17 protein-coding genes and 1 pseudogene are annotated in these 17,785 nt (G+C 67.6%); 16 read left to right on the plus strand and 2 right to left on the minus strand.

Annotated elements, in window-relative coordinates; translation table 11 throughout:
- Positions 1-2: 2 nt before the first annotated feature.
- From FZ983_RS08970 to ftsH, 15 genes and pseudogenes are all read left to right on the plus strand, one after another.
- The gene (locus FZ983_RS08970) at positions 3-827 is read left to right on the plus strand and encodes a TIGR00282 family metallophosphoesterase (RefSeq protein WP_149223223.1); all 825 of its coding nucleotides are present in this window, start codon (positions 3-5) and stop codon (positions 825-827) included.
- 171 nt (positions 828-998) lie between these two features.
- A complete protein-coding gene (locus FZ983_RS08975) occupies positions 999-1,751 on the plus strand; it encodes a YebC/PmpR family DNA-binding transcriptional regulator (protein WP_149223224.1) in 753 nt (250 codons plus the stop codon).
- An 81-nt stretch (positions 1,752-1,832) separates the two neighbouring features.
- Positions 1,833-2,300, plus strand: a pseudogene (ruvC, locus tag FZ983_RS34680) (crossover junction endodeoxyribonuclease RuvC); the annotation flags it as partial.
- Positions 2,301-2,486: 186 nt separating this feature from the next.
- Positions 2,487-2,891 carry a DUF559 domain-containing protein gene (locus FZ983_RS34685; RefSeq protein ID WP_282186995.1) on the plus strand — a complete coding sequence of 135 codons (405 nt, stop codon included), beginning with the start codon at positions 2,487-2,489 and terminating at the stop codon, positions 2,889-2,891.
- Positions 2,888-3,514, plus strand: coding sequence for a Holliday junction branch migration protein RuvA (gene ruvA / locus FZ983_RS08985; RefSeq protein ID WP_149223225.1), 627 nt, complete (start codon positions 2,888-2,890; stop codon positions 3,512-3,514). The genes FZ983_RS34685 and ruvA overlap by 4 nt, the downstream gene beginning before the upstream one ends.
- Complete coding sequence (ruvB, locus tag FZ983_RS08990; RefSeq protein WP_149223226.1) at positions 3,511-4,584, plus strand: Holliday junction branch migration DNA helicase RuvB; 1,074 nt, start codon at positions 3,511-3,513, stop codon at positions 4,582-4,584. The genes ruvA and ruvB overlap by 4 nt, the downstream gene beginning before the upstream one ends.
- Positions 4,577-5,074 carry a tol-pal system-associated acyl-CoA thioesterase gene (gene ybgC / locus FZ983_RS08995; protein ID WP_211102882.1) on the plus strand — a complete coding sequence of 166 codons (498 nt, stop codon included), beginning with the start codon at positions 4,577-4,579 and terminating at the stop codon, positions 5,072-5,074. The genes ruvB and ybgC overlap by 8 nt, the downstream gene beginning before the upstream one ends.
- Before the next feature lie 60 nt (positions 5,075-5,134).
- Complete coding sequence (tolQ, locus tag FZ983_RS09000) at positions 5,135-5,869, plus strand: protein TolQ (RefSeq protein ID WP_149223228.1); 735 nt, start codon at positions 5,135-5,137, stop codon at positions 5,867-5,869.
- 3 nt (positions 5,870-5,872) lie between these two features.
- Positions 5,873-6,355: a biopolymer transporter ExbD gene (locus FZ983_RS09005; RefSeq protein ID WP_149223229.1), complete on the plus strand. Its 483-nt coding sequence runs from the start codon at positions 5,873-5,875 to the stop codon at positions 6,353-6,355.
- Between the two features lie 16 nt (positions 6,356-6,371).
- A complete protein-coding gene (locus tag FZ983_RS09010) occupies positions 6,372-7,613 on the plus strand; it encodes a hypothetical protein (RefSeq protein WP_149223230.1) in 1,242 nt (413 codons plus the stop codon).
- 2 nt (positions 7,614-7,615) lie between these two features.
- Entirely contained in the window at positions 7,616-8,968 is a 1,353-nt protein-coding gene (gene tolB, locus FZ983_RS09015) for a Tol-Pal system beta propeller repeat protein TolB (protein WP_149223231.1), read from the plus strand.
- A 150-nt stretch (positions 8,969-9,118) separates the two neighbouring features.
- Positions 9,119-9,589: a peptidoglycan-associated lipoprotein Pal gene (gene pal / locus FZ983_RS09020; protein ID WP_149223232.1), complete on the plus strand. Its 471-nt coding sequence runs from the start codon at positions 9,119-9,121 to the stop codon at positions 9,587-9,589.
- A 234-nt stretch (positions 9,590-9,823) separates the two neighbouring features.
- Positions 9,824-10,675 (plus strand): tol-pal system protein YbgF, encoded by an 852-nt coding sequence (gene ybgF, locus FZ983_RS09025; protein WP_149223233.1) that lies wholly within the window; start codon positions 9,824-9,826, stop codon positions 10,673-10,675.
- A complete protein-coding gene (gene tilS / locus FZ983_RS09030; protein ID WP_247883679.1) occupies positions 10,663-12,027 on the plus strand; it encodes a tRNA lysidine(34) synthetase TilS in 1,365 nt (454 codons plus the stop codon). The genes ybgF and tilS overlap by 13 nt, the downstream gene beginning before the upstream one ends.
- Before the next feature lie 82 nt (positions 12,028-12,109).
- A complete protein-coding gene (ftsH, locus tag FZ983_RS09035) occupies positions 12,110-14,047 on the plus strand; it encodes an ATP-dependent zinc metalloprotease FtsH (RefSeq protein WP_149223234.1) in 1,938 nt (645 codons plus the stop codon).
- A gap of 97 nt (positions 14,048-14,144) precedes the next feature.
- On the opposite strand, the gene FZ983_RS09040 is transcribed toward ftsH, so the two are convergent.
- On the minus strand, positions 14,145-15,290 hold the full coding sequence (locus tag FZ983_RS09040) for a hypothetical protein (protein WP_247883680.1): 1,146 nt from the start codon (positions 15,288-15,290) through the stop codon (positions 14,145-14,147).
- Positions 15,291-15,444: 154 nt separating this feature from the next.
- A complete protein-coding gene (gene fabI, locus FZ983_RS09045) occupies positions 15,445-16,293 on the minus strand; it encodes an enoyl-ACP reductase FabI (protein WP_149223236.1) in 849 nt (282 codons plus the stop codon).
- Between the two features lie 118 nt (positions 16,294-16,411).
- Here fabI and FZ983_RS09050 point away from each other — a divergent pair, with 118 nt between their 5' ends.
- Entirely contained in the window at positions 16,412-17,782 is a 1,371-nt protein-coding gene (locus FZ983_RS09050; RefSeq protein WP_149223237.1) for a YihY family inner membrane protein, read from the plus strand.
- Positions 17,783-17,785: the final 3 nt, after the last annotated feature.

A 17,785-nucleotide genomic window follows, 5' to 3' on the forward strand; every position in this document is an offset into this window, starting at 1 on the left:
CGATGCGGATTCTGTTCTTCGGCGACGTGGTGGGCCGGGCCGGGCGCGATGCGGTGCTGGCGCACATGCCGATGCTGCGCGAGCGGTTGGACCCCGACCTGACCGTGGTGAACGGCGAGAATTCCGCCGGCGGTTATGGCGTCACGCTCAAGATCGCAGAGGAGTTCTTCGCCGCCGGCATCGACGTGGTGACGCTGGGCAACCACACCTGGGACCAGAAGGAATTGGTCGGCACCATCGAGCAGCAGCCGCGCATCATCCGCCCGCTGAATTACCCGGAGGGCACGCCCGGCCGCGGATTCGTCCTGCTGCAGGCGCGCGGCGGGCGCAAGGTGCTGGTCATCAACGTGCTGCTTCGCCTGTTCATGGAGCCGATGGATGACCCCTTCGCCGCGGTCGACCGGGTGCTGAAGGCGCATCGGCTCGGGCCGGGCGGGGTGGACGCCGTGCTGATCGACATGCATGGCGAGGCGACCAGCGAGAAGATGATCATGGGCCATTTCTGCGACGGCCGCGCCTCGCTGGTGGTCGGCACCCACAGCCATGTGCCGACCGCCGACCACATGGTCCTGCCGAAGGGCACCGCCTATCAGTCCGATGCCGGCATGTGCGGCGATTACGACAGCGCCATCGGCATGAAGAAGGAGGTGGCGCTCGCCAAGATGGTGCGCAAGCTGCCGACCGAGCGCCTGTCGCCGGCAGAAGGGGAGGGCACCGTCTGCGGCTGCTACGTCGAGACCGACGACCGCAGCGGGTTGGCCGTCCGCATCGAACCGTTGCGCATCGGCGGGCGGCTGAGCCAGACCTTGCCGGAACGGATGCAGTAGGTCGTTCACGGCTTCGGCTCGGCCGCGCCGCAATCTCGCCATATTGACTTTCTAATCCCGTGGGTGTCGTCTCCCGCGCCGAAAAGGTGCGGTGGGGCGGCAGACCTGTTACATGTGTCGTGCGCTCACCCCGCCCGATTGACCAATTCCGTTTCGAGGCTCGTTCGACCCATGGCCGGTCATTCCCAGTTCAAGAACATCATGCACCGCAAGGGCGCGCAGGACGCCAAGCGGTCCAAGATCTTCAACAAGCTCGCCCGCGAGATCACCGTCGCCGCCAAGAGCGGCCTGCCGGATCCGGCGGCAAACCCGCGCCTGCGTGCCGCCATCCTGGCCGGACGCGCGCAGAACATGCCGCGCGACCGCATCGACCGCGCCATCAAGCAGGGCACGCCCGGCGGCGGCGACGACGCGAACTATGAAGAGGTCCGGTACGAGGGCTACGGCCCCGGCGGCGTCGCGCTGATCGTCGAGGCACTGACCGACAACCGCAACCGCACCGCCGCGGAAGTGCGCTCCAGCTTCACCAAGTACGGCGGCAGCCTGGGCGAGACCAACTCGGTCAGCTTCATGTTCAACCGCATCGGCGCGATCTATTACCCGGCCTCGGCCGCGGACGCCGACACCGTGTTCGAGGTGGCGCTGGAGGCCGGTGCAGACAACGTCGAATCCGACGAGAACGGTCACGAGGTGACGAGCACGGTCGAGAATTTCGGCGCCGTGCGCGACGCGCTGGAGGCCAAGTTCGGCGGTGCGGAGAGCGCGCGCCTGACCTGGCGTCCGCTGAACACCGTCGCCCCCAGTGAAGACGCCGCGGCCAGCCTGCTGAAGCTGCTGGACGTGCTGGAGGACAACGACGACGTCCAGGTGGTCGAAGGCAACTTCGACATCTCCGACGAGCTGATGCAGAAGCTGACTGCGTAACATCGACGCGGGTCTTGCAGGCGGAGTGCGGGTGCCGTGTTTGCGCGGGCAGGACGAAGTGAGGCGGGGGTGCCTTCGCCGGTGCGGCTGCTGGGGATCGACCCCGGACTGCGCCACACCGGCTGGGGCATCATCGACGTGGCGGGCAACCGCCTGAGCCATGTCGCCGACGGCGCGGTGCATTCCGACGATTCCTGCCCGCTGGCCGAGCGGCTGGTGCAGCTCCACGACGCCCTGTCGGCGGTGGTGGAGCGCTACCGCCCCGATGAGGCGGCGGTGGAGGAGACCTTCGTCAACAGCAACGCCGTCTCGACGCTGAAGCTGGGGCAGGCCCGCGCCGTGGCCCTGCTGGTGCCGGCCCAGGCCGGGCTCGCGGTGGCGGAATACGCCAACAACATGGTCAAGAAGGCGGTCGTCGGCCAAGGCCGCGCCGAGAAGGCGCAGGTCCAGACGATGGTGCGCCTGCTGCTGCCCGGCTGCGAGATCGGCAGCCCGGACGCCGCCGACGCACTCGCCGTGGCGATCTGCCACGCGCACCATCGGGCGAGTTGGACGATGTGGCGGCGGGGGCAAGCGCCGAATCAGATTCAGAATTCCCTCTCCCCCCCGGGGAGAGGGCAGGGTGAGGGGGATGCGCAGCGGCCCGCAACCAAGAATCCACGCAGTGCCTCCCCCTCACCCCAACCCTCTCCCCGGGGGGGAGAGGGGGATGCTCCCCTGGGGAAAGTGGAGGACATGGCGCGGGTTGCGAAAACGAAGCCCACTGAATACATAACGGATCGGGCGCGCGATCTGCGAATGAACGCCACGGATGTGGAAAAGATCGTCTGGCAGAAGCTGCGCAATGCCCAACTCGGCGCGAAATTCCGGCGGCAGGAACCGATCCTCGGTTTCGTCGCCGACTTCGTCGCCCATGACCATCGCCTGATCATCGAACTGGACGGTGGCCAGCATGCCGAGCAGCGCGCCGCCCATGACGAGCGGCGGTCGCGCATGCTGGAGCAGGCCGGGTTCCGCGTCCTTCGCTTCTGGAACACCGACGTGATCGACAATCTGGACGGCGTGCTGGAGACCATCCGCGCGCGTCTCGAAGAGACCCCCATTCTTCGCAGCCAGCCTTCGGGCCGGGAGTTCCCATGATCGCCAAGCTGACCGGCATCGTCGATTCCACCGGCACCGATTGGGTCGTGCTCGACGTGAACGGCGTCGGTTACCTGCTGTCCTGCTCCAACCGCACGCTGTCGCGCCTGGCGGTGGGAGAGCGGGCGTCGTTGGTGGTCGAGACCTTCATCCGCGAGGAGCGGATCGTCCTGCACGGCTTCGGCGAGCAGGCGGAGCGGGAGTGGTTCAAGCTGCTGACCACCATCCAGGGCGTCGGCGCCCGGCTGGCGCTGTCGATCCTGGGCGTGCTCGACCCCGACCAGCTGACCCGCGCCATCGCTTCGCAGGACAAGACCGCGCTGGTCCGCGCCGACGGCGTCGGGCCGAAGGTGGCGGCGCGCATCCTCAACGAACTCAAGGACAAGGTCGGCAATCTGGCGCTCGGCCCCGCAGCGACCGCGGGTGCGCCGGCCGGCAAGGGCGCCCCCGCCGCCGTTCCGGGCGCCAGCCCGGCGCTGGCCGATGCGGTGTCGGCGCTGGTCAATCTCGGCTATGGCCGGTCGGAGGCCTTCGGCGCGGTCGTCGCCGCCGGGCGCGTGCTTGGCGATGATGCTGGCGTGTCCGATCTGATCCGCCAGGGCCTCAAGGAACTGAGCCAATGAGCGACCCACAAAACGATCGTCTGGTCCAGCCGGGCCAGGGCCACGGCGATTCGGCCGAGGCGTCGATCCGCCCGCTGTCGCTCGCCGAGTTCATCGGCCAGCGGCAGGCGCGCGAGAATCTGTCGATCTTCATCCAGGCCGCCCGCTCCCGCAACGAGGCGCTGGACCATGTGCTGCTGTTCGGGCCCCCCGGCCTGGGCAAGACCACGCTGGCGCAGATCGTGGCGCGCGAGTTGGGGGTGGGCTTCCGCGCCACCTCCGGTCCGGTGATCGCGCGGGCCGGCGATCTGGCGGCGCTGCTGACCAACCTGCAGCCGCACGACGTCCTCTTCATCGACGAGATTCATCGCCTTAATCCCGCCGTGGAAGAGGTGCTCTATCCCGCCATGGAGGATTTCCAGCTCGACCTCATCATCGGCGAAGGCCCGTCGGCACGGTCCATCCGGATCGACCTGCCGCCCTTCACCCTTGTCGGCGCCACGACGCGCAGCGGCCTGATCACGCGCCCCTTGCGCGAACGCTTCGGCATTCCCGTGCGCCTGCAATTCTACGAGCCGGACGAGCTTGAGCTGATCGTCCGCCGCGCCGCCGGCGTGCTGGGCATGGGCATCACGCCGGAGGGCGCGCGCGAGATCGCCAACCGCTCGCGCGGCACGCCGCGCGTGTCGGGCCGTCTGCTGCGCCGGGTGCGTGATTTCGCCGCAGTGGCCGGCGTTGAGGAGGTCGACAAGCGGGTCGCCGATGCCGCGCTGACCCGGCTGGAGGTCGACCGATTGGGGCTGGACAGCATGGACCGGCGATACCTGGGGCTGGTCGCCAACAATTACGGCGGCGGGCCGGTCGGCGTGGAGACGCTGGGCGCGGCGCTGGGCGAACAGCGCGACGTGCTGGAGGAGGTGGTCGAGCCCTACCTGATCCAGCAGGGCTTCCTGCAGCGCACGCCGCGCGGACGCATGCTGACCGACCAGGGCTTCCGCTATCTCGGTCTCAACCCGCCGAACGCGCCGATCCGGCAACTCGACCTGCTGGACCGGGTTCCGGATCCGACGGAAGGGGATGGCGATGAGTAACGCCGCCGCCTCCCTCTCCAGCCCTTCGCTTTCGGGATGGTTCGCGGAGGACGGCACGCACCGGTTCCCGCTGCGGGTCTATTACGAGGACACCGACGCCGGCGGCATCGTTTATCACGCCAACTACCTCCGCTTTGCGGAGCGGGCGCGGACGGAGATGCTGTACCTGATGGGCTTCCGTCAGAAGGAGATGGCGGAGGGTTCGAACGATGTCACAGGTGTGTCATTTGCGGTACGGCGTCTGACCATCGATTTTGACGCCCCTGCCAAGTTGGAGGACACGCTTGAAGTGGAAACCCGAATCGTCGATATCCGCGGTGCCTCCTTCGCAGTTGCACAAGTCATCCGCCGCGACGGTCGCGTGCTGGCGCGCGCCGACCTGCAACTGGTGACGATCAACCGGGCCGGGCGGGCCGTGCGCCTGCCCGATGCGGTGAAAGCGGCGATGGAGACGCTGCATGCAAAGCAATCCTCTTCACTGCCTGCCTGACCGTTCGACCCTTTCCCTTCCACTCCCCGTGCCAACAGCGCAAACGCGAGATTGACTGCGATGGACGCCCTGCAAACCGCCCAACTGGCCGGCAACGCCGCCGCCACGACGGCACATGAGATCACCATCCTTGGCCTGTTCTGGCAGGCGGATGCGGTCGTCAAGATCGTGATGCTGATGCTCATCGTCGCCTCGGTCTGGTGCTGGGCGATCATCATCGAGAAGCTGATGCGCATCCGCCGCCTGAACGCCCAGGCCGACGCCTTCGAGGAGGCGTTCTGGTCCGGCGGTTCGCTGGACGCACTGTACGACCGCATCGGCCAGTCGCCGGCCGACCCGATGGCCGCGACCTTCGCCGCCGGCATGCGCGAGTGGCGCCACGCCGCCGACCGCGGCATCGCCGGCACCATGAAGGGCTCGCTGCAGCAGCGGGTGGAGCGGGTGATGGCGGTGACCATCGGCCGCGAGATGGCGCGGGCCGAACGCTACATGACCTTCCTGGCCTCGGTCGGCTCGACGGCTCCGTTCATCGGCCTGTTCGGCACGGTGTGGGGCATCATGAACTCCTTCACCTCCATCGCCGGTTCGGGCAACACCAGCCTCGCCGTGGTGGCGCCGGGCATCGCCGAGGCGCTGTTCGCCACCGCCATGGGCCTGCTGGCCGCCATCCCGGCGGTGCTGTCCTACAACAAGTTCTCCACCGACCTCGGCCGCTACGCCGACCGGCTGGACACCTTCTCGGGCGAGTTCTCGGCGATCCTGTCCCGCCACCTCGAGGAGCGGGGAGCCGCCTGAACCATGGCCGGACAACTCGCAGGCAAAGCCCATGGGCGCGGCAAGCGCCGGGGCTATCGCGCGATGGCCGAGATCAACATGACGCCGTTCATCGACGTCATGCTGGTCCTGCTGATCGTCTTCATGGTGGCCGCCCCGATGCTGACCGTCGGCGTGCCGGTCGACCTGCCCAAGACCAACGCCGCTCCGCTGGAGCAGCAGAAGGATCCGCTGTTCGTCACCGTGCAGACCGACGGCCGCGTCTTCGTACAGGAGACGCCGGTCGAGCTGGGCAACATGGTGCCGCTGCTGATCGCGGTGACCAACAACAACCCCGAAGCCCGCATCCTGGTCCGCGGCGACGCCAAGATCGCCTATGGCAAGATGCTGGAGGTGATGGGCACCATGAGCGCCGCCGGCTTCAAGAAGGTCGGTCTGGTCGCCGAGATGCCGAACGGCCCGACCGCGTCAAGCGCGCGGGTCGGCGCACCCAAGCCGGCGCGTTGAGGCGGGCGGAACTCCCATGCGCAAGCCCCTGATCGCCTCGGCGGTGCTGCACGTCGCGCTGGTCGCGCTGATGGTGCTCGGCATGCCGCCCAGCGATCGCAAGCTCGAAATCGCCTCCTCGATTCCGATCGAGATCGTCGACGTCGGCGAGGTCACCGAGGCCGCCCGCGTCGAGAAGGGCGAACCGAAGCCGGCCGCCAACGCCGCGCCGCGTCCGCCCGTGCCCGAAGCGAAGCCGGCCCCGCCGGCGCCGGAACCCCCGGACGAGGAGGACGAACCGCCGCCTCCACCTCCGCCCCCCGCCAAGACGCCGGAGCCGCCGAAGGTCGCCCAGGTGCCGCCGCCCCCGCGCGAGCCGACGCCTCCGCCCAAGCCGGCCCCGACGCCCCCTCCGCCTCCGCCGCCACCCCCGCCGCCTCCGCCGCCGGATCCGGCGCCGTCGCCGACTCCCAAGCCTCCCGAGCCGCCCAAGCCGGAACCGCCGAAGCCTGAGCCTCCGAAGCCGGAGCCGCCCAAGCCCGAGCCTCCGAAGCACGAGCCGAAGCCGGAACCGAAGAAGCCCGAGCCCACGAAGCCGGAACCGCCCAAACCGGAACCGCCGAAGGCCGAGCCGAAGAAGCCGGAGCCGCACAAGGAACCGCCGAAGGAGCCGCCCAAGGAGGTTGCGAAGGCCGAGCCGCCGAAGGACTCCGCCAAGGCCGATCCGAAGAAGACGGACGCTCCCGCCAAGCAGCCGGAGAAGCCGTCGGCCAAGACCGACCCGTTGTCCGACCTGCTGTCGAACGTCGGGAAGATCAAGCCGTCGGACAACCCGAAGGCGGACGGCAAGGCATCCGCCAGCGCGAACAGCGACGCCAAGCCCAGCCAGAAGACCGCGTCCGCGGCTCCCGCCGGGGCGGCGAAGGCGACGACCGGTCCAGACCGGCCGTTCAAGCCGTCCGGCCGCGCGCTGGACGCCATCCGCGGGCAGCTGAGCAAGAACTGGAACTTCGACAGCGGCCGCAAGGACGCCGGGTCGATGCAGATCGAGATCCACGTCGAGGTCGGCCGCGACCACAGCGTGGTTCGCGCCTGGATCGACGACAAGTACAAGTCGCGCTACATGTCGGATGCCGCTTTCCGGGCGTCGGCCGACGCGGCGGTGCGCGCGGTCAAGCGGTCCAGCCCCCTGGAACTGCTGGCCAGCGAGTTCACCCCGCAGACTTATGAAGACTGGCGCTTCATCGTGTTCAATTTCGACCCGAGGGACATGTTCTGACCATGACGACGAAGACGAGGCTTCTGTTGAAGCTGGCTGGGGCCACCGGCGCGCTTCTCCTCTCCCTCGGCGTTGCCGCTCCGCAGGAGGCGCGCGCCGAGTTGCGCATCGACATCACGCGGGGCGTGTCCGAACCGCTTCCCATCGCGATCACCAGCTTCGCCGGTTCCGGCGGGCGCGATGCGCAGATGGGCGCCGACATCTCCAAGGTCATCTCCGACGACCTGGAGCGCTCCGGCCTGTTCAAGCCGCTGGACCCGCGCGGCTTCCTGCAGACCCCCGACCAGCTGCGCACGGGCGAGCCGCGCTACCAGGACTGGAAGGCGCTGGGCGCCCAGGCGCTGGTCGCCGGCAACACCACGACCGGCGCCGACGGCCGCATGAAGGTCGATTTCCGCCTGTGGGATGTCGCCGCCGGTCAGTACATGCAGGGGCTGAGCTACAGCGCCTCGCCGCAGGAATGGCGCCGCATCGCCCACATCGTGGCCGACGCCATCTACAAGCGCCTGACCGGTGAGGACGGCTATTTCGACACGCGCATCGTCTATGTGGCCGAATCCGGCCCGGCGAATTCGCGCAAGAAGCAGCTGGCCATCATGGACCAGGACAGCGCCAACCATCAGTTCCTGACCGACGGGCAGACGCTCGTCCTGACGCCGCGCTTCTCGCCGACGTCACAGGAAATCACGTACATGTCGTACTTCAACAAGAAGCCGCGCGTGTATCTGTTCAACATCGACACCGGCCGCCAGGAAGTCCTGGGCGACTTCCCCGGCATGACCTTTGCCCCGCGCTTCTCGCCGGACGGCAACAAGGTCATCATGTCGATGGCCCAGAACGGCAACACCGACATCTATACGCTGGACCTGCGCACCCGCCGCCAGACCCAGCTGACCGACGCGCCGGGCATCGACACCGGTCCCAGCTATTCGCCGGACGGCCAGCGGATCGTCTTCGAATCGGACCGCGGCGGCACGCAGCAGCTCTACACCATGAGCGCCGACGGGTCGGGCGTGAAGCGGCTGACCTTCGGCGAGGGCCGTTACGGGACGCCGGTGTGGTCGCCGCGCGGCGATCTGATCGCATTCACGCGCCAGCGTGGTAGCAGCTTTGCAATCGGTGTAATCCGTCCGGATGGGACGGGAGAGCGAATCCTGACCGAATCGTTCCACGTCGAAGGCCCGACCTGGGCACCGAACGGCCGTGTTCTCATGTTCTTCAAGGACTTGCCGTCGGGTGACGGCCGTGGCCGCAATGCCAAGCTGTACAGCATCGACATCACCGGCGCGAACGAGCGCCGCGTCAGCAGCCCGGTCGACGCGTCGGACCCCGCGTGGTCGCCCTTGATTCCCTAGTGGAGTAGCCCTATTTTGCGGCCACGCGAGAGCAATGCTCAAGACTTGGGTTGGACGTCGTCTTTTCGTCGGGGCTTGGCGGAAAGAAGCGGCTCTCGCGCCGATAATTGTCCGACCACTCAACAAGTTTCGTTCAAGGGGTCCCTGAACATGCGTATGAAGTTCCTCGCTCTCGCCGCGGTCGCTCTGCTTGCCGCTTGCGAATCCACTCCGAACGACGCCGCCAACGGCGCGAACACCGGTGCCCAGCAGACCTCGGTCCGTCCGGGCTCGGCGGAAGATTTCGTCGTCAACGTCGGCGACCGCGTCTTCTTCGGCCTGGACCGCTACGACCTGTCGCCGGAGGCTCGCGCCACCCTGGACCGTCAGGCCAAGTGGCTGCAGACCTACGGCTCGGTCACTGTCACCGTCGAGGGCCATGCCGACGAGCGCGGCACCCGCGAGTACAACCTGGCTCTCGGTGAGCGCCGCGCCAACTCGGTGAAGAACTACCTGGCCGCCAAGGGCATCACCCCGAACCGCGTCAATGTCGTGTCCTACGGCAAGGAGCGTCCGGCGGTGGTTGGCTCGAACGAGGCCGCCTGGTCGCAGAACCGCCGTGGCGTGACCGTCGTCAACTAATGACGCCGGTCCCCGCCTGACGGGGAATGGAGAAAAGGCGCCGCCGCCGGGCAACCGGTGCGGCGCCTTTTCTTTTGGCGGGCGGACTTCCGGCGCGGGCATAGGACGACGGCGGTTCTTTGCGCCGCTGCGAAACTTCTGCTAAACAGCGGCCATTGCGTCGCCTTTTTCGTTTGCCATGGTCGCCGCGGGCGCTTCCGCCCTGGCTTCAGATCTCCTCAGGATCCCACGCGCATGACCCACATCCGTCCCGTCGCCGCCCTGCTGCTGGGTGGCATGCTCGCGGCAAGCCCCGCACTGGCCCAATCCAAGGGGCAGATCGAGCGGCTGCAATCGCTGGAAACGCAGGTCGCGGCGCTGGGCGGGCCGGTGGAGGTGGCGCAGCTGTCGCCCTCCGTCGCGGCGGATTTCGAGATCCGGCTGCAGAACCTGGAACGCTCGATGCAGGAGCTGACCGGCAAATACGAAGAGTCGACCTATCAGATCGGCCAACTGCGCGAGCGCCTGGAGAAGATCAACGGCGATATCGATTTCCGCCTGAAGGACCTGGAGAAGGGCGGCGGTGCCATGGGTGGCGCCATGGGTGGCGCGATGTCCGACGCCGCTCCGCCCAAGGCGGCCGCGAAGGCGGACGACAAGAAGCCCGCCGACAAGCCGGCGCAGACCGCAGCCGCCAACCCGCCGTCCACCGCCGGGCTGTCGCCGGAAAAGCAGTATGAGCAGGCCTTCGAACTGCTGCGCAACTCCGACTATGACCGGGCGGAGAAGGCGCTGCAGGAGTTCATCGTCAAGAACAAGAGCCACGCCTATGCCGGCAATGCCCAATACTGGCTGGGCGAGAGTTATTACGTCCGCAACAAGTATCCGGAAGCGGCCCAGGCATTCGCGGAAGTGCTGTCCAAGCACCGCAACAACCCGAAGGCGGCGGACAGCCTGCTGAAGCTGGGCATGACGCTGCAGCAGATGAACAAGAAGTCGGATGCCTGCACCGCCTTCAGCCAATTGCTGACCAAGTTCCCCGAAGCCTCGGCCAGCGTGAAGCGCCGCGCCGACACGGAGCGCAAGCGCATCAATTGCCCGGGCTGATGGCCGACTCCGGGCCGGGCGATGCCGCCCCGGTGACGCCGGGGGAGTTCGCCCGCGCGATGGCGGCGCTGGACGGCTTCGAACCGGCGCCTGCCGTGGCGGTCGGCCTGTCCGGCGGCGGCGACAGTCTGGCGCTGGTCCTGCTTCTGCGGCATTGGGTCGCAGAGCGGGGCGGCAACCTGCTGGCTCTCACCGTCGATCATGGGCTGCGCGCCGGGTCCGCCGACGAGGCGGCGGTGGTCGGGACGGCGATGGCCCGCCTCGGCATCCCTCACCGCATCCTTCGCTGGGAGGGGGACAAGCCGGTCGCCGGGTTGCAGGCGGCGGCACGGGCAGCGCGCCACCGCCTGCTGGCCGACGCCTGTGTCGAGGCCGGCATCCTGCATCTGGCGCTGGCGCACCACCGCGACGATCAGGCGGAGACGGTGCTGCTGCGGCTGGCCCGCGGCTCCGGCACCGACGGGCTGGCCGGCATGGCGACGGTGCGCGCCGATGGCGCCGTTCGGATGATCCGTCCGCTGCTGGGCTTTTCCCATGACCGGCTGTTGGCGACCTGCCGCGCCGCCGGACTGGAGTGGGTCGAGGATCCCTCCAACCACAACCCGCGCTTCGCCCGCGCGCGGCTGCGCGCGGCCCGCGATCTGCTGGGCGGGGAGGGGCTGGACGGCGACCGGCTGTGCGAGGTCGCCCGCCGCGCCGGGCGTGCCCGTGCCGCGCTGGAGCAGGCGACCGCGGATTTGCTGGCGCAGGCCGCGACCATCCATCCCGAAGGCTGGGTCACGTTGCATCCGGCTCCGGTGATGGCTGCCCCGGAAGAGGTCGCGCTGCGGGCGTTGGCGCAGGCGCTGGCGGCGGTCGGCGGGGCCGGTCCGGTGCGGGACGAGGCGCTGGAGCGTCTGCTCGGCTCGCTGGCCGACGGGCAGGGCGGAACCTTGGGCGGCTGCGTGGTGCGGATGCGCCGCGGTGCCGTCATGGTTGCGCGCGAACCGGCGGCGGTGGAGCGGCTGCTGGTGCCGCCCGGCGGTCGCGTCCTGTGGGATGGTCGCTTCAACCTCCGGGTGTCGAACCGGTGGGATCAGCCCGTCGAGGTCGCGGCACTTGGGGCCGCGGGGTGGCGCAAAGGGGCGGGGCGGGGTGGGCATTCGGGATTGTCCGATCTGCCGGTTCCGGTGCGCGAATCGCTGCCAAGCCTTTGGTTGGGAACGGAAATGCTTGCCATCCCGACGATCGGCGGCGCTTACGGGTTCGACGCGGATGGACAGGCTCCAATGGATCGCGCGAACTTCCGTCCAATTTCGCCGTTGGGAAGACCAGCTTTTACGGTTGTTTCGGACCGGCGCGGCATTATTTAATCTGGGAACGTGCCCGTAGGAGTCCGGGGTGCGGCCTTGTCGGCGCACCGCATGGCGATGGGTTCGCAGAAAGGCGTGTGACGTGAACAATTTCGGCAAGAACCTCGCGCTCTGGATCATCATAGGGCTGCTGCTCGTGGCCCTGTTCAACCTGTTCCAGAGTTCCTCCACCCGCAGCCCGCAAACGACCGTTCCGTTCAGCGAGCTTCTCGCCGAAGTGGACCGGGGCCAGGTCGCCGACGTGACGATCAAGGGCAACCAGGTTTCGGGCCATTTCTCGGACGGCCGCTCCTTCAGCACCTATGTCCCGCCCGAAGCGGGGCTGGTCGAGCGCCTGACCAACAAGAACGTCCGTATCAACGCGGTCCCCGACGACAGCAACGTGCCGTCGCTGTTCTCGGTGCTGCTGTCCTGGTTCCCGATGCTGCTGCTGATCGGCGTCTGGATCTTCTTCATGCGCCAGATGCAGTCCGGCGGCGGCAAAGCGATGGGCTTCGGCAAGTCGCGGGCCCGCCTGCTGACCGAAAAGGTCGGGCGCGTGACCTTCGACGACGTCGCTGGCATCGACGAGGCCAAGCAGGAACTGACGGAGATCGTCGAGTTCCTGAAGGACCCGCAGAAGTTCCAGCGACTGGGCGGCAAGATCCCGAAGGGCTGCCTTCTGGTCGGCCCGCCGGGTACCGGCAAGACGCTGACCGCCCGTGCGGTGGCCGGCGAAGCCAACGTCCCGTTCTTCACCATCTCCGGTTCGGACTTCGTCGAAATGTTCGTCGGTGTGGGTGCGTCCCGCGTCCGCGACATGTTCGAACAGGGCAAGAAGAACGCCCCCTGCATCATCTTCATCGACGAAATCGACGCGGTCGGCCGCCATCGCGGTGCCGGCCTGGGCGGTGGCAACGACGAGCGTGAGCAGACCCTCAACCAGCTGCTGGTCGAGATGGACGGCTTCGAGGCGAACGAGGGCGTCATCCTGATCGCCGCGACCAACCGTCCGGACGTTCTCGATCCCGCGCTGCTGCGTCCGGGCCGCTTCGACCGTCAGGTCGTGGTGCCGAACCCCGACGTGCTGGGCCGCGAGAAGATCCTCAAGGTCCACATGCGGAAGGTGCCGCTGTCGCCGGACGTCGACGCCAAGGTCATCGCCCGCGGCACCCCCGGCTTCTCCGGCGCCGATCTGGCCAACCTGGTCAACGAGGCGGCGCTGCTCGCGGCCCGCATCGGCAAGCGCGTCGTCGGCATGAGCGAGTTCGAGAACGCCAAGGACAAGGTCATGATGGGTGCGGAACGCCGCTCCATGGTGATGACCGAGGACGAGAAGAAGCTGACCGCCTACCACGAGGCCGGCCACGCCATCTGCGCCATCCACTGCGCCGACAGCGACCCGGTCCACAAGGCCACCATCATCCCGCGCGGCCGTGCGCTGGGCATGGTGATGCGCCTGCCGGAAGGCGACCGCATCAGCTTGTCGCAAGCCAAGCTGCTGGCCGACCTGTGCGTCGCCATGGGCGGCCGCATCGCCGAGGAGCTGATCTTCGGCAAGGAGCGGGTGACCACCGGCGCGTCTGGCGACATCAAGATGGCGACCGAGATGTCGCGCCGCATGGTGACGGAGTGGGGCATGAGCGACAAGCTCGGCCCGCTGCTGTACGGCGAGCCGACGCAGGAGGTGTTCCTGGGCCATTCCGTGACCCAGCACAAGAACATGTCCGACCGCACCGCCCAGCTGGTTGACGAGGAGATCCGCCGCATCGTGGACGAGAGCTACGAGCGCGCCCGGGTGATCCTGACCGAGAACATCGACCAGCTGCACACCCTGGCCAAGGGCCTGCTGGAGTACGAGACGCTGAGCGGCGACGAGATCAACCGTCTGCTGCGCGGCGAACCGATCCTGCGCGACGACGACCGCGACACGGTCGCCGCCCCGCCGCCGCGCCCGACCGCCGGCGGCCGCCGCTCCTCCGTTCCGCCCAGCAGCGGGCAGGAAAGCGGTGGCATGGGTCCGGAGCCGCAGGGTACGTAAGGCTTCGAATAGCTAAACATGAAGAAGGCGGCGCTGCGAGGCGCCGCCTTTTCGTTTGGTAGTTATGAAGGAGCGGTTCGGTAAGCTTGGAGAGGCTTCAGAACGCGCCCTTCTGCTCGCGGCGGCGGTCGAGAGCCACGTCGAACTGGCGCAGCAGCTTCTGCATGCCTTCGAAGTAGAGCTTGCGCGACGGCGTGTTCTTCATGCAGCGGGCGTCCAGATGGGCGACGCTGGTCAGGGCCGAGACGCAATAGCCGAGCAGCCAGTAGCGTGAGCGGATGCTGCGCAGATATTCGCGGAAGGGCTCCGGCTGGCCGTTCATGAAGCTGCTGAAGGCCGTCTCGTAGTCCGACAGGATGGTGCGGATGTCCATCAGCGTCGTCTCCAGCAGCTTGCCCACCTTCTCGATGTGCATCAGCAACTGGGTCTCGTAGGGCTTGTGCATGCGGATATCGACCGGAATGCACTCCCGCGACTTCAGCCAGGTCAGGATGACGCGGGCGCGCGGCGCGATGCGGCGCAACTGGTATTCGTAGAAGGTGGTGCCCTTCCAGGCGCTGAAGATGGTGTCGGCTTCCGCCCGCTCGATGCCGAAGGCCGAGACGAACAGGCCGGCTTCCTCCAGGTTGGGGTTCCAGATCGCTTCCAGGAAGCGCTCGATGCTCTGGGCGTTGCCCTGGCTGCCGGACAGCGCCTTGCGGACGATCGGCTCGATTCGGGCGCGGATCAGCCGGCGGAGCTGATGATCCTCCTCGTTGCTGATCAGCCAGTGGCGCGGATCGACGTTGACCTTTTCAGCCTCAAAGCATGTCTTCAGCAGGAAGGCGTCGAGCGACGGCACGTCGTCGATCATCGACAGCATCTTCATGTCGCCGATGATGCCGTTCTCCTGCGGCCCGTGCTTGAGGCCGAACTGCTCTTCCAGCAGGGCTTCGCTGTTGCGGCCGCGCAGATAGACGGCGACGCCGCCGGATTCGGGCGCCTTGGCGTTGTGCGGCACATAGATGCCGGTCTCCACCGGACGGCTGCCGCCCTCCAGATCTTCGTCCTCCGCCATCGGATCGCCGCCGTCGTCGTCGCGGTCGTCGAAGTTCGGATATTTGAAGAGGATGCAGTTGTTCAGGCCCTGCGCCTTGAACATGCGCTGCTCTTCGGGGATCTCGCGCGTGATGGCGATGAGATTCATCGATACGCTGGAGCCGCCGTAAAGGATCTGCTCAAGGATCGGAGAAACCGAGTCCATTTTCTTGCGAGCGCGCATGAATATTACCCAAATCCGCGAATATTGCGCAAATCATAAACGCCGCATTCGCAAACGCAAAGAGGGATCGGCGGACCGATCCCTCTCTTCCTCAAGCGATTGCAGGCGCCTTCCGGCCGCCAAGGTCGGGCTGGCCTCAGCCGGCCTTCGGCGTGCCGCCCAGCGAGCCCAGCAGACTGGCGACCTCGGCCGCCTCGTCCACGGCGACCATGCCGACGGTGTGATAGCCGCTGTCGACATGCATCACCTCGCCGGTGACGCCGCTGCCGAGATCGGACATCAGGAACAGGCCGGCGCCGCCGACCTCCTGGATGGTGACGTTGCGCTTCAGCGGGGCGTTCAGCTCGTTCCACTTCAGAATGTAGCGGAAGTCGCCGATGCCGCTGGCGGCCAGCGTCTTGATCGGGCCGGCGGAGATGGCGTTGACACGGATGTTGCGGCCACCCAGATCGACGGCCAGATAGCGCACGCTGGCTTCCAGCGCCGCCTTGGCGACACCCATCACATTGTAATGGGGCATGACGCGCTCGGCGCCGTAATAGGATAGAGTGAGCAGGCTGCCGCCGTCCTTCATCAGCGGCACGGCGCGTTGCGCCACCGCGGTGAAGGAGTAGCAGGAGATGTCCATGGTACGCAGGAAGTTGGCCCGCGTCGTGTCCAGATACAGCCCGTCCAGTTCGTTCTTGTCTGAAAAGGCGATGGCATGAACCACGAAGTCCAGCCCGCCCCATTCCTTTTCGATGGCGGCGAAGGTCGCATCGACGCTGGCCTCGTCCGTCACGTCGCAGGGCAGGACCAGCTTGGCGCCGACCTGTTCGGCCAGCGGCTTCACCCGCTTCAGCAGCGCATCGCCCTGATAGGTGAAGGCAAGCTCCGCCCCGTGCTGGGCCAGGGTGGAGGCGATCCCCCAGGCGATCGAACGATCGTTGGCCACGCCCATGATCAGGCCACGCTTGCCGGCCATGAGCGGCATCGGATTGGACATCGGAACCTCGTGAACGACGGATGTGCTGCGGCTCCAGCCGCGAAAAGTGCGGCGCATCCTACACGAAAGCGCCCACCGGTCAAACCGACGCGGGCGGTCTTGCCGCAGGGGGCGCCGCATGTCTCTCCATAATGACGATTCCCGCCCGGAGGAGGAGGAGCGCAGCCGCATCTTCGGCGGCCTGAGGGAACTGGGCGGCTTCTTCGGCCACTCCATGCTGCGCTTCTACAACGACAACTGCTTCCAGACAGCGGCGGCGCTGACCTACACCTCGCTGCTGGCGATCGTGCCGATCATGACCATCGGCTTCGCCATCTTCTCGGCCTTTCCGGCCTTCAGCGCACTGCAGATGCGGATCCAAACCGCCGTCATCAAGAATCTGGTGCCGGAGATCGGCGACGCGATCCTGGAATATCTCGGCCGATTCATGGCGAATGCCGGCCAGATGCCGATCTTCGGCGTGATCGGGCTGGCGATGTCGGCGGTGCTGCTGATCTGGACCATCGAGGGCTCCTTCGCCACCGTCTGGCGTGTGCGGGAGCCGCGGTCCTACGTCACCCGCATCCTGTCCTTCTGGGCGGTGGTGTCGCTGACGCCGCTGTTCGCCGGGGCCAGCCTGTCTCTGTCCAGTACGCTGTGGACCGCGTTGGAGTTGGCGCATCTGGAGGGCGTGGTCCATCCGTTGGCCGGCATCGGCATGCTGCTGCCCTTCGTCCTGCAGCTGGTCGGCTGTTCGCTGCTGTACCTGATCATCCCCAACCGCGACGTCTTCTGGCTGGACGCGCTGTGCGGCGGGGCGATCGGTTCGGTGCTGCTGGAGGTGTCGAAGGCGATCTTCGGCTGGTACATGCGCGAATACCCAGCCTACCAGACCATCTACGGCGCCCTGTCCGTGGTGCCGATCTTCCTGTTCTGGCTGTACATCGCGTGGTCGACGGTGCTGTTCGGCGCGGTGGTCGCCGCCTCCCTGCCGGAATGGCGGGCGGGCAAGGTCACCCGTGGCGGCATGGAGGGGCTGCTGCCGGCCCAGCGGCTGGCGCTGGCGCTCGCCGTCCTGCACGAGCTGATGGAGGCGAGCCGGCTGGGCGTGGGCCTGCGCCGCCGCACGCTGGTCGGCCGCGTGCCGGTCGGCACGCTGCTGATCGACGGCATCCTGGAACAGCTGCGCGACGCCCATTGGGTCGCCCACACCACGCGCGACGCCTGGGTGGTGACCCGCGACATGGGAGAGGCGACGCTGCTGGAGCTGATGAAGGCGCTGGGCATCGGCATGCGCGGCTCCGTCCATGGGCTGGGCGGGCTGAACCTGCCTTGGCAGGAGCGCACCGCCCGCCTGCTGGACGCCGCGGAATCCAGCCAGAGCGACCTGCTGAGCGTGCCGCTGAAAACCCTGCTGAACGATGACCTGCCGCCGGAAGGTCAGCCGGCGGGGCAGGGGGATCGTCCGGCGGCGGCGGGACCGGTGCCGCTGCGCGCGGTGAAGAAGTAACCG

It is taken from the genome of Azospirillum sp. B21, from assembly GCF_008364825.1.
GTDB lineage: Bacteria > Pseudomonadota > Alphaproteobacteria > Azospirillales > Azospirillaceae > Azospirillum.

Bases quoted from the DNA above. Each gene is read 5' to 3' on its own strand.
- tolQ (WP_149223228.1), top strand. From the start codon at position 5,135: ATGGACGCCCTGCAAACCGCCCAACTGGCCGGCAACGCCGCCGCCACG.
- FZ983_RS08975 (WP_149223224.1), top strand. From the start codon at position 999: ATGGCCGGTCATTCCCAGTTCAAGAACATCATGCACCGCAAGGGCGCG.
- pal (WP_149223232.1), top strand. From the start codon at position 9,119: ATGCGTATGAAGTTCCTCGCTCTCGCCGCGGTCGCTCTGCTTGCCGCT.
- ybgF (WP_149223233.1), top strand. From the start codon at position 9,824: ATGACCCACATCCGTCCCGTCGCCGCCCTGCTGCTGGGTGGCATGCTC.
- FZ983_RS09005 (WP_149223229.1), top strand. From the start codon at position 5,873: ATGGCCGGACAACTCGCAGGCAAAGCCCATGGGCGCGGCAAGCGCCGG.
- FZ983_RS09040 (WP_247883680.1), bottom strand. From the start codon at position 15,290: ATGGACTCGGTTTCTCCGATCCTTGAGCAGATCCTTTACGGCGGCTCC.
- FZ983_RS09010 (WP_149223230.1), top strand. From the start codon at position 6,372: ATGCGCAAGCCCCTGATCGCCTCGGCGGTGCTGCACGTCGCGCTGGTC.
- FZ983_RS34685 (WP_282186995.1), top strand. From the start codon at position 2,487: ATGGCGCGGGTTGCGAAAACGAAGCCCACTGAATACATAACGGATCGG.
- fabI (WP_149223236.1), bottom strand. From the start codon at position 16,293: ATGTCCAATCCGATGCCGCTCATGGCCGGCAAGCGTGGCCTGATCATG.
- ruvA (WP_149223225.1), top strand. From the start codon at position 2,888: ATGATCGCCAAGCTGACCGGCATCGTCGATTCCACCGGCACCGATTGG.
- ybgC (WP_211102882.1), top strand. From the start codon at position 4,577: ATGAGTAACGCCGCCGCCTCCCTCTCCAGCCCTTCGCTTTCGGGATGG.
- tolB (WP_149223231.1), top strand. From the start codon at position 7,616: ATGACGACGAAGACGAGGCTTCTGTTGAAGCTGGCTGGGGCCACCGGC.
- FZ983_RS09050 (WP_149223237.1), top strand. From the start codon at position 16,412: ATGTCTCTCCATAATGACGATTCCCGCCCGGAGGAGGAGGAGCGCAGC.
- ruvB (WP_149223226.1), top strand. From the start codon at position 3,511: ATGAGCGACCCACAAAACGATCGTCTGGTCCAGCCGGGCCAGGGCCAC.
- FZ983_RS08970 (WP_149223223.1), top strand. From the start codon at position 3: ATGCGGATTCTGTTCTTCGGCGACGTGGTGGGCCGGGCCGGGCGCGAT.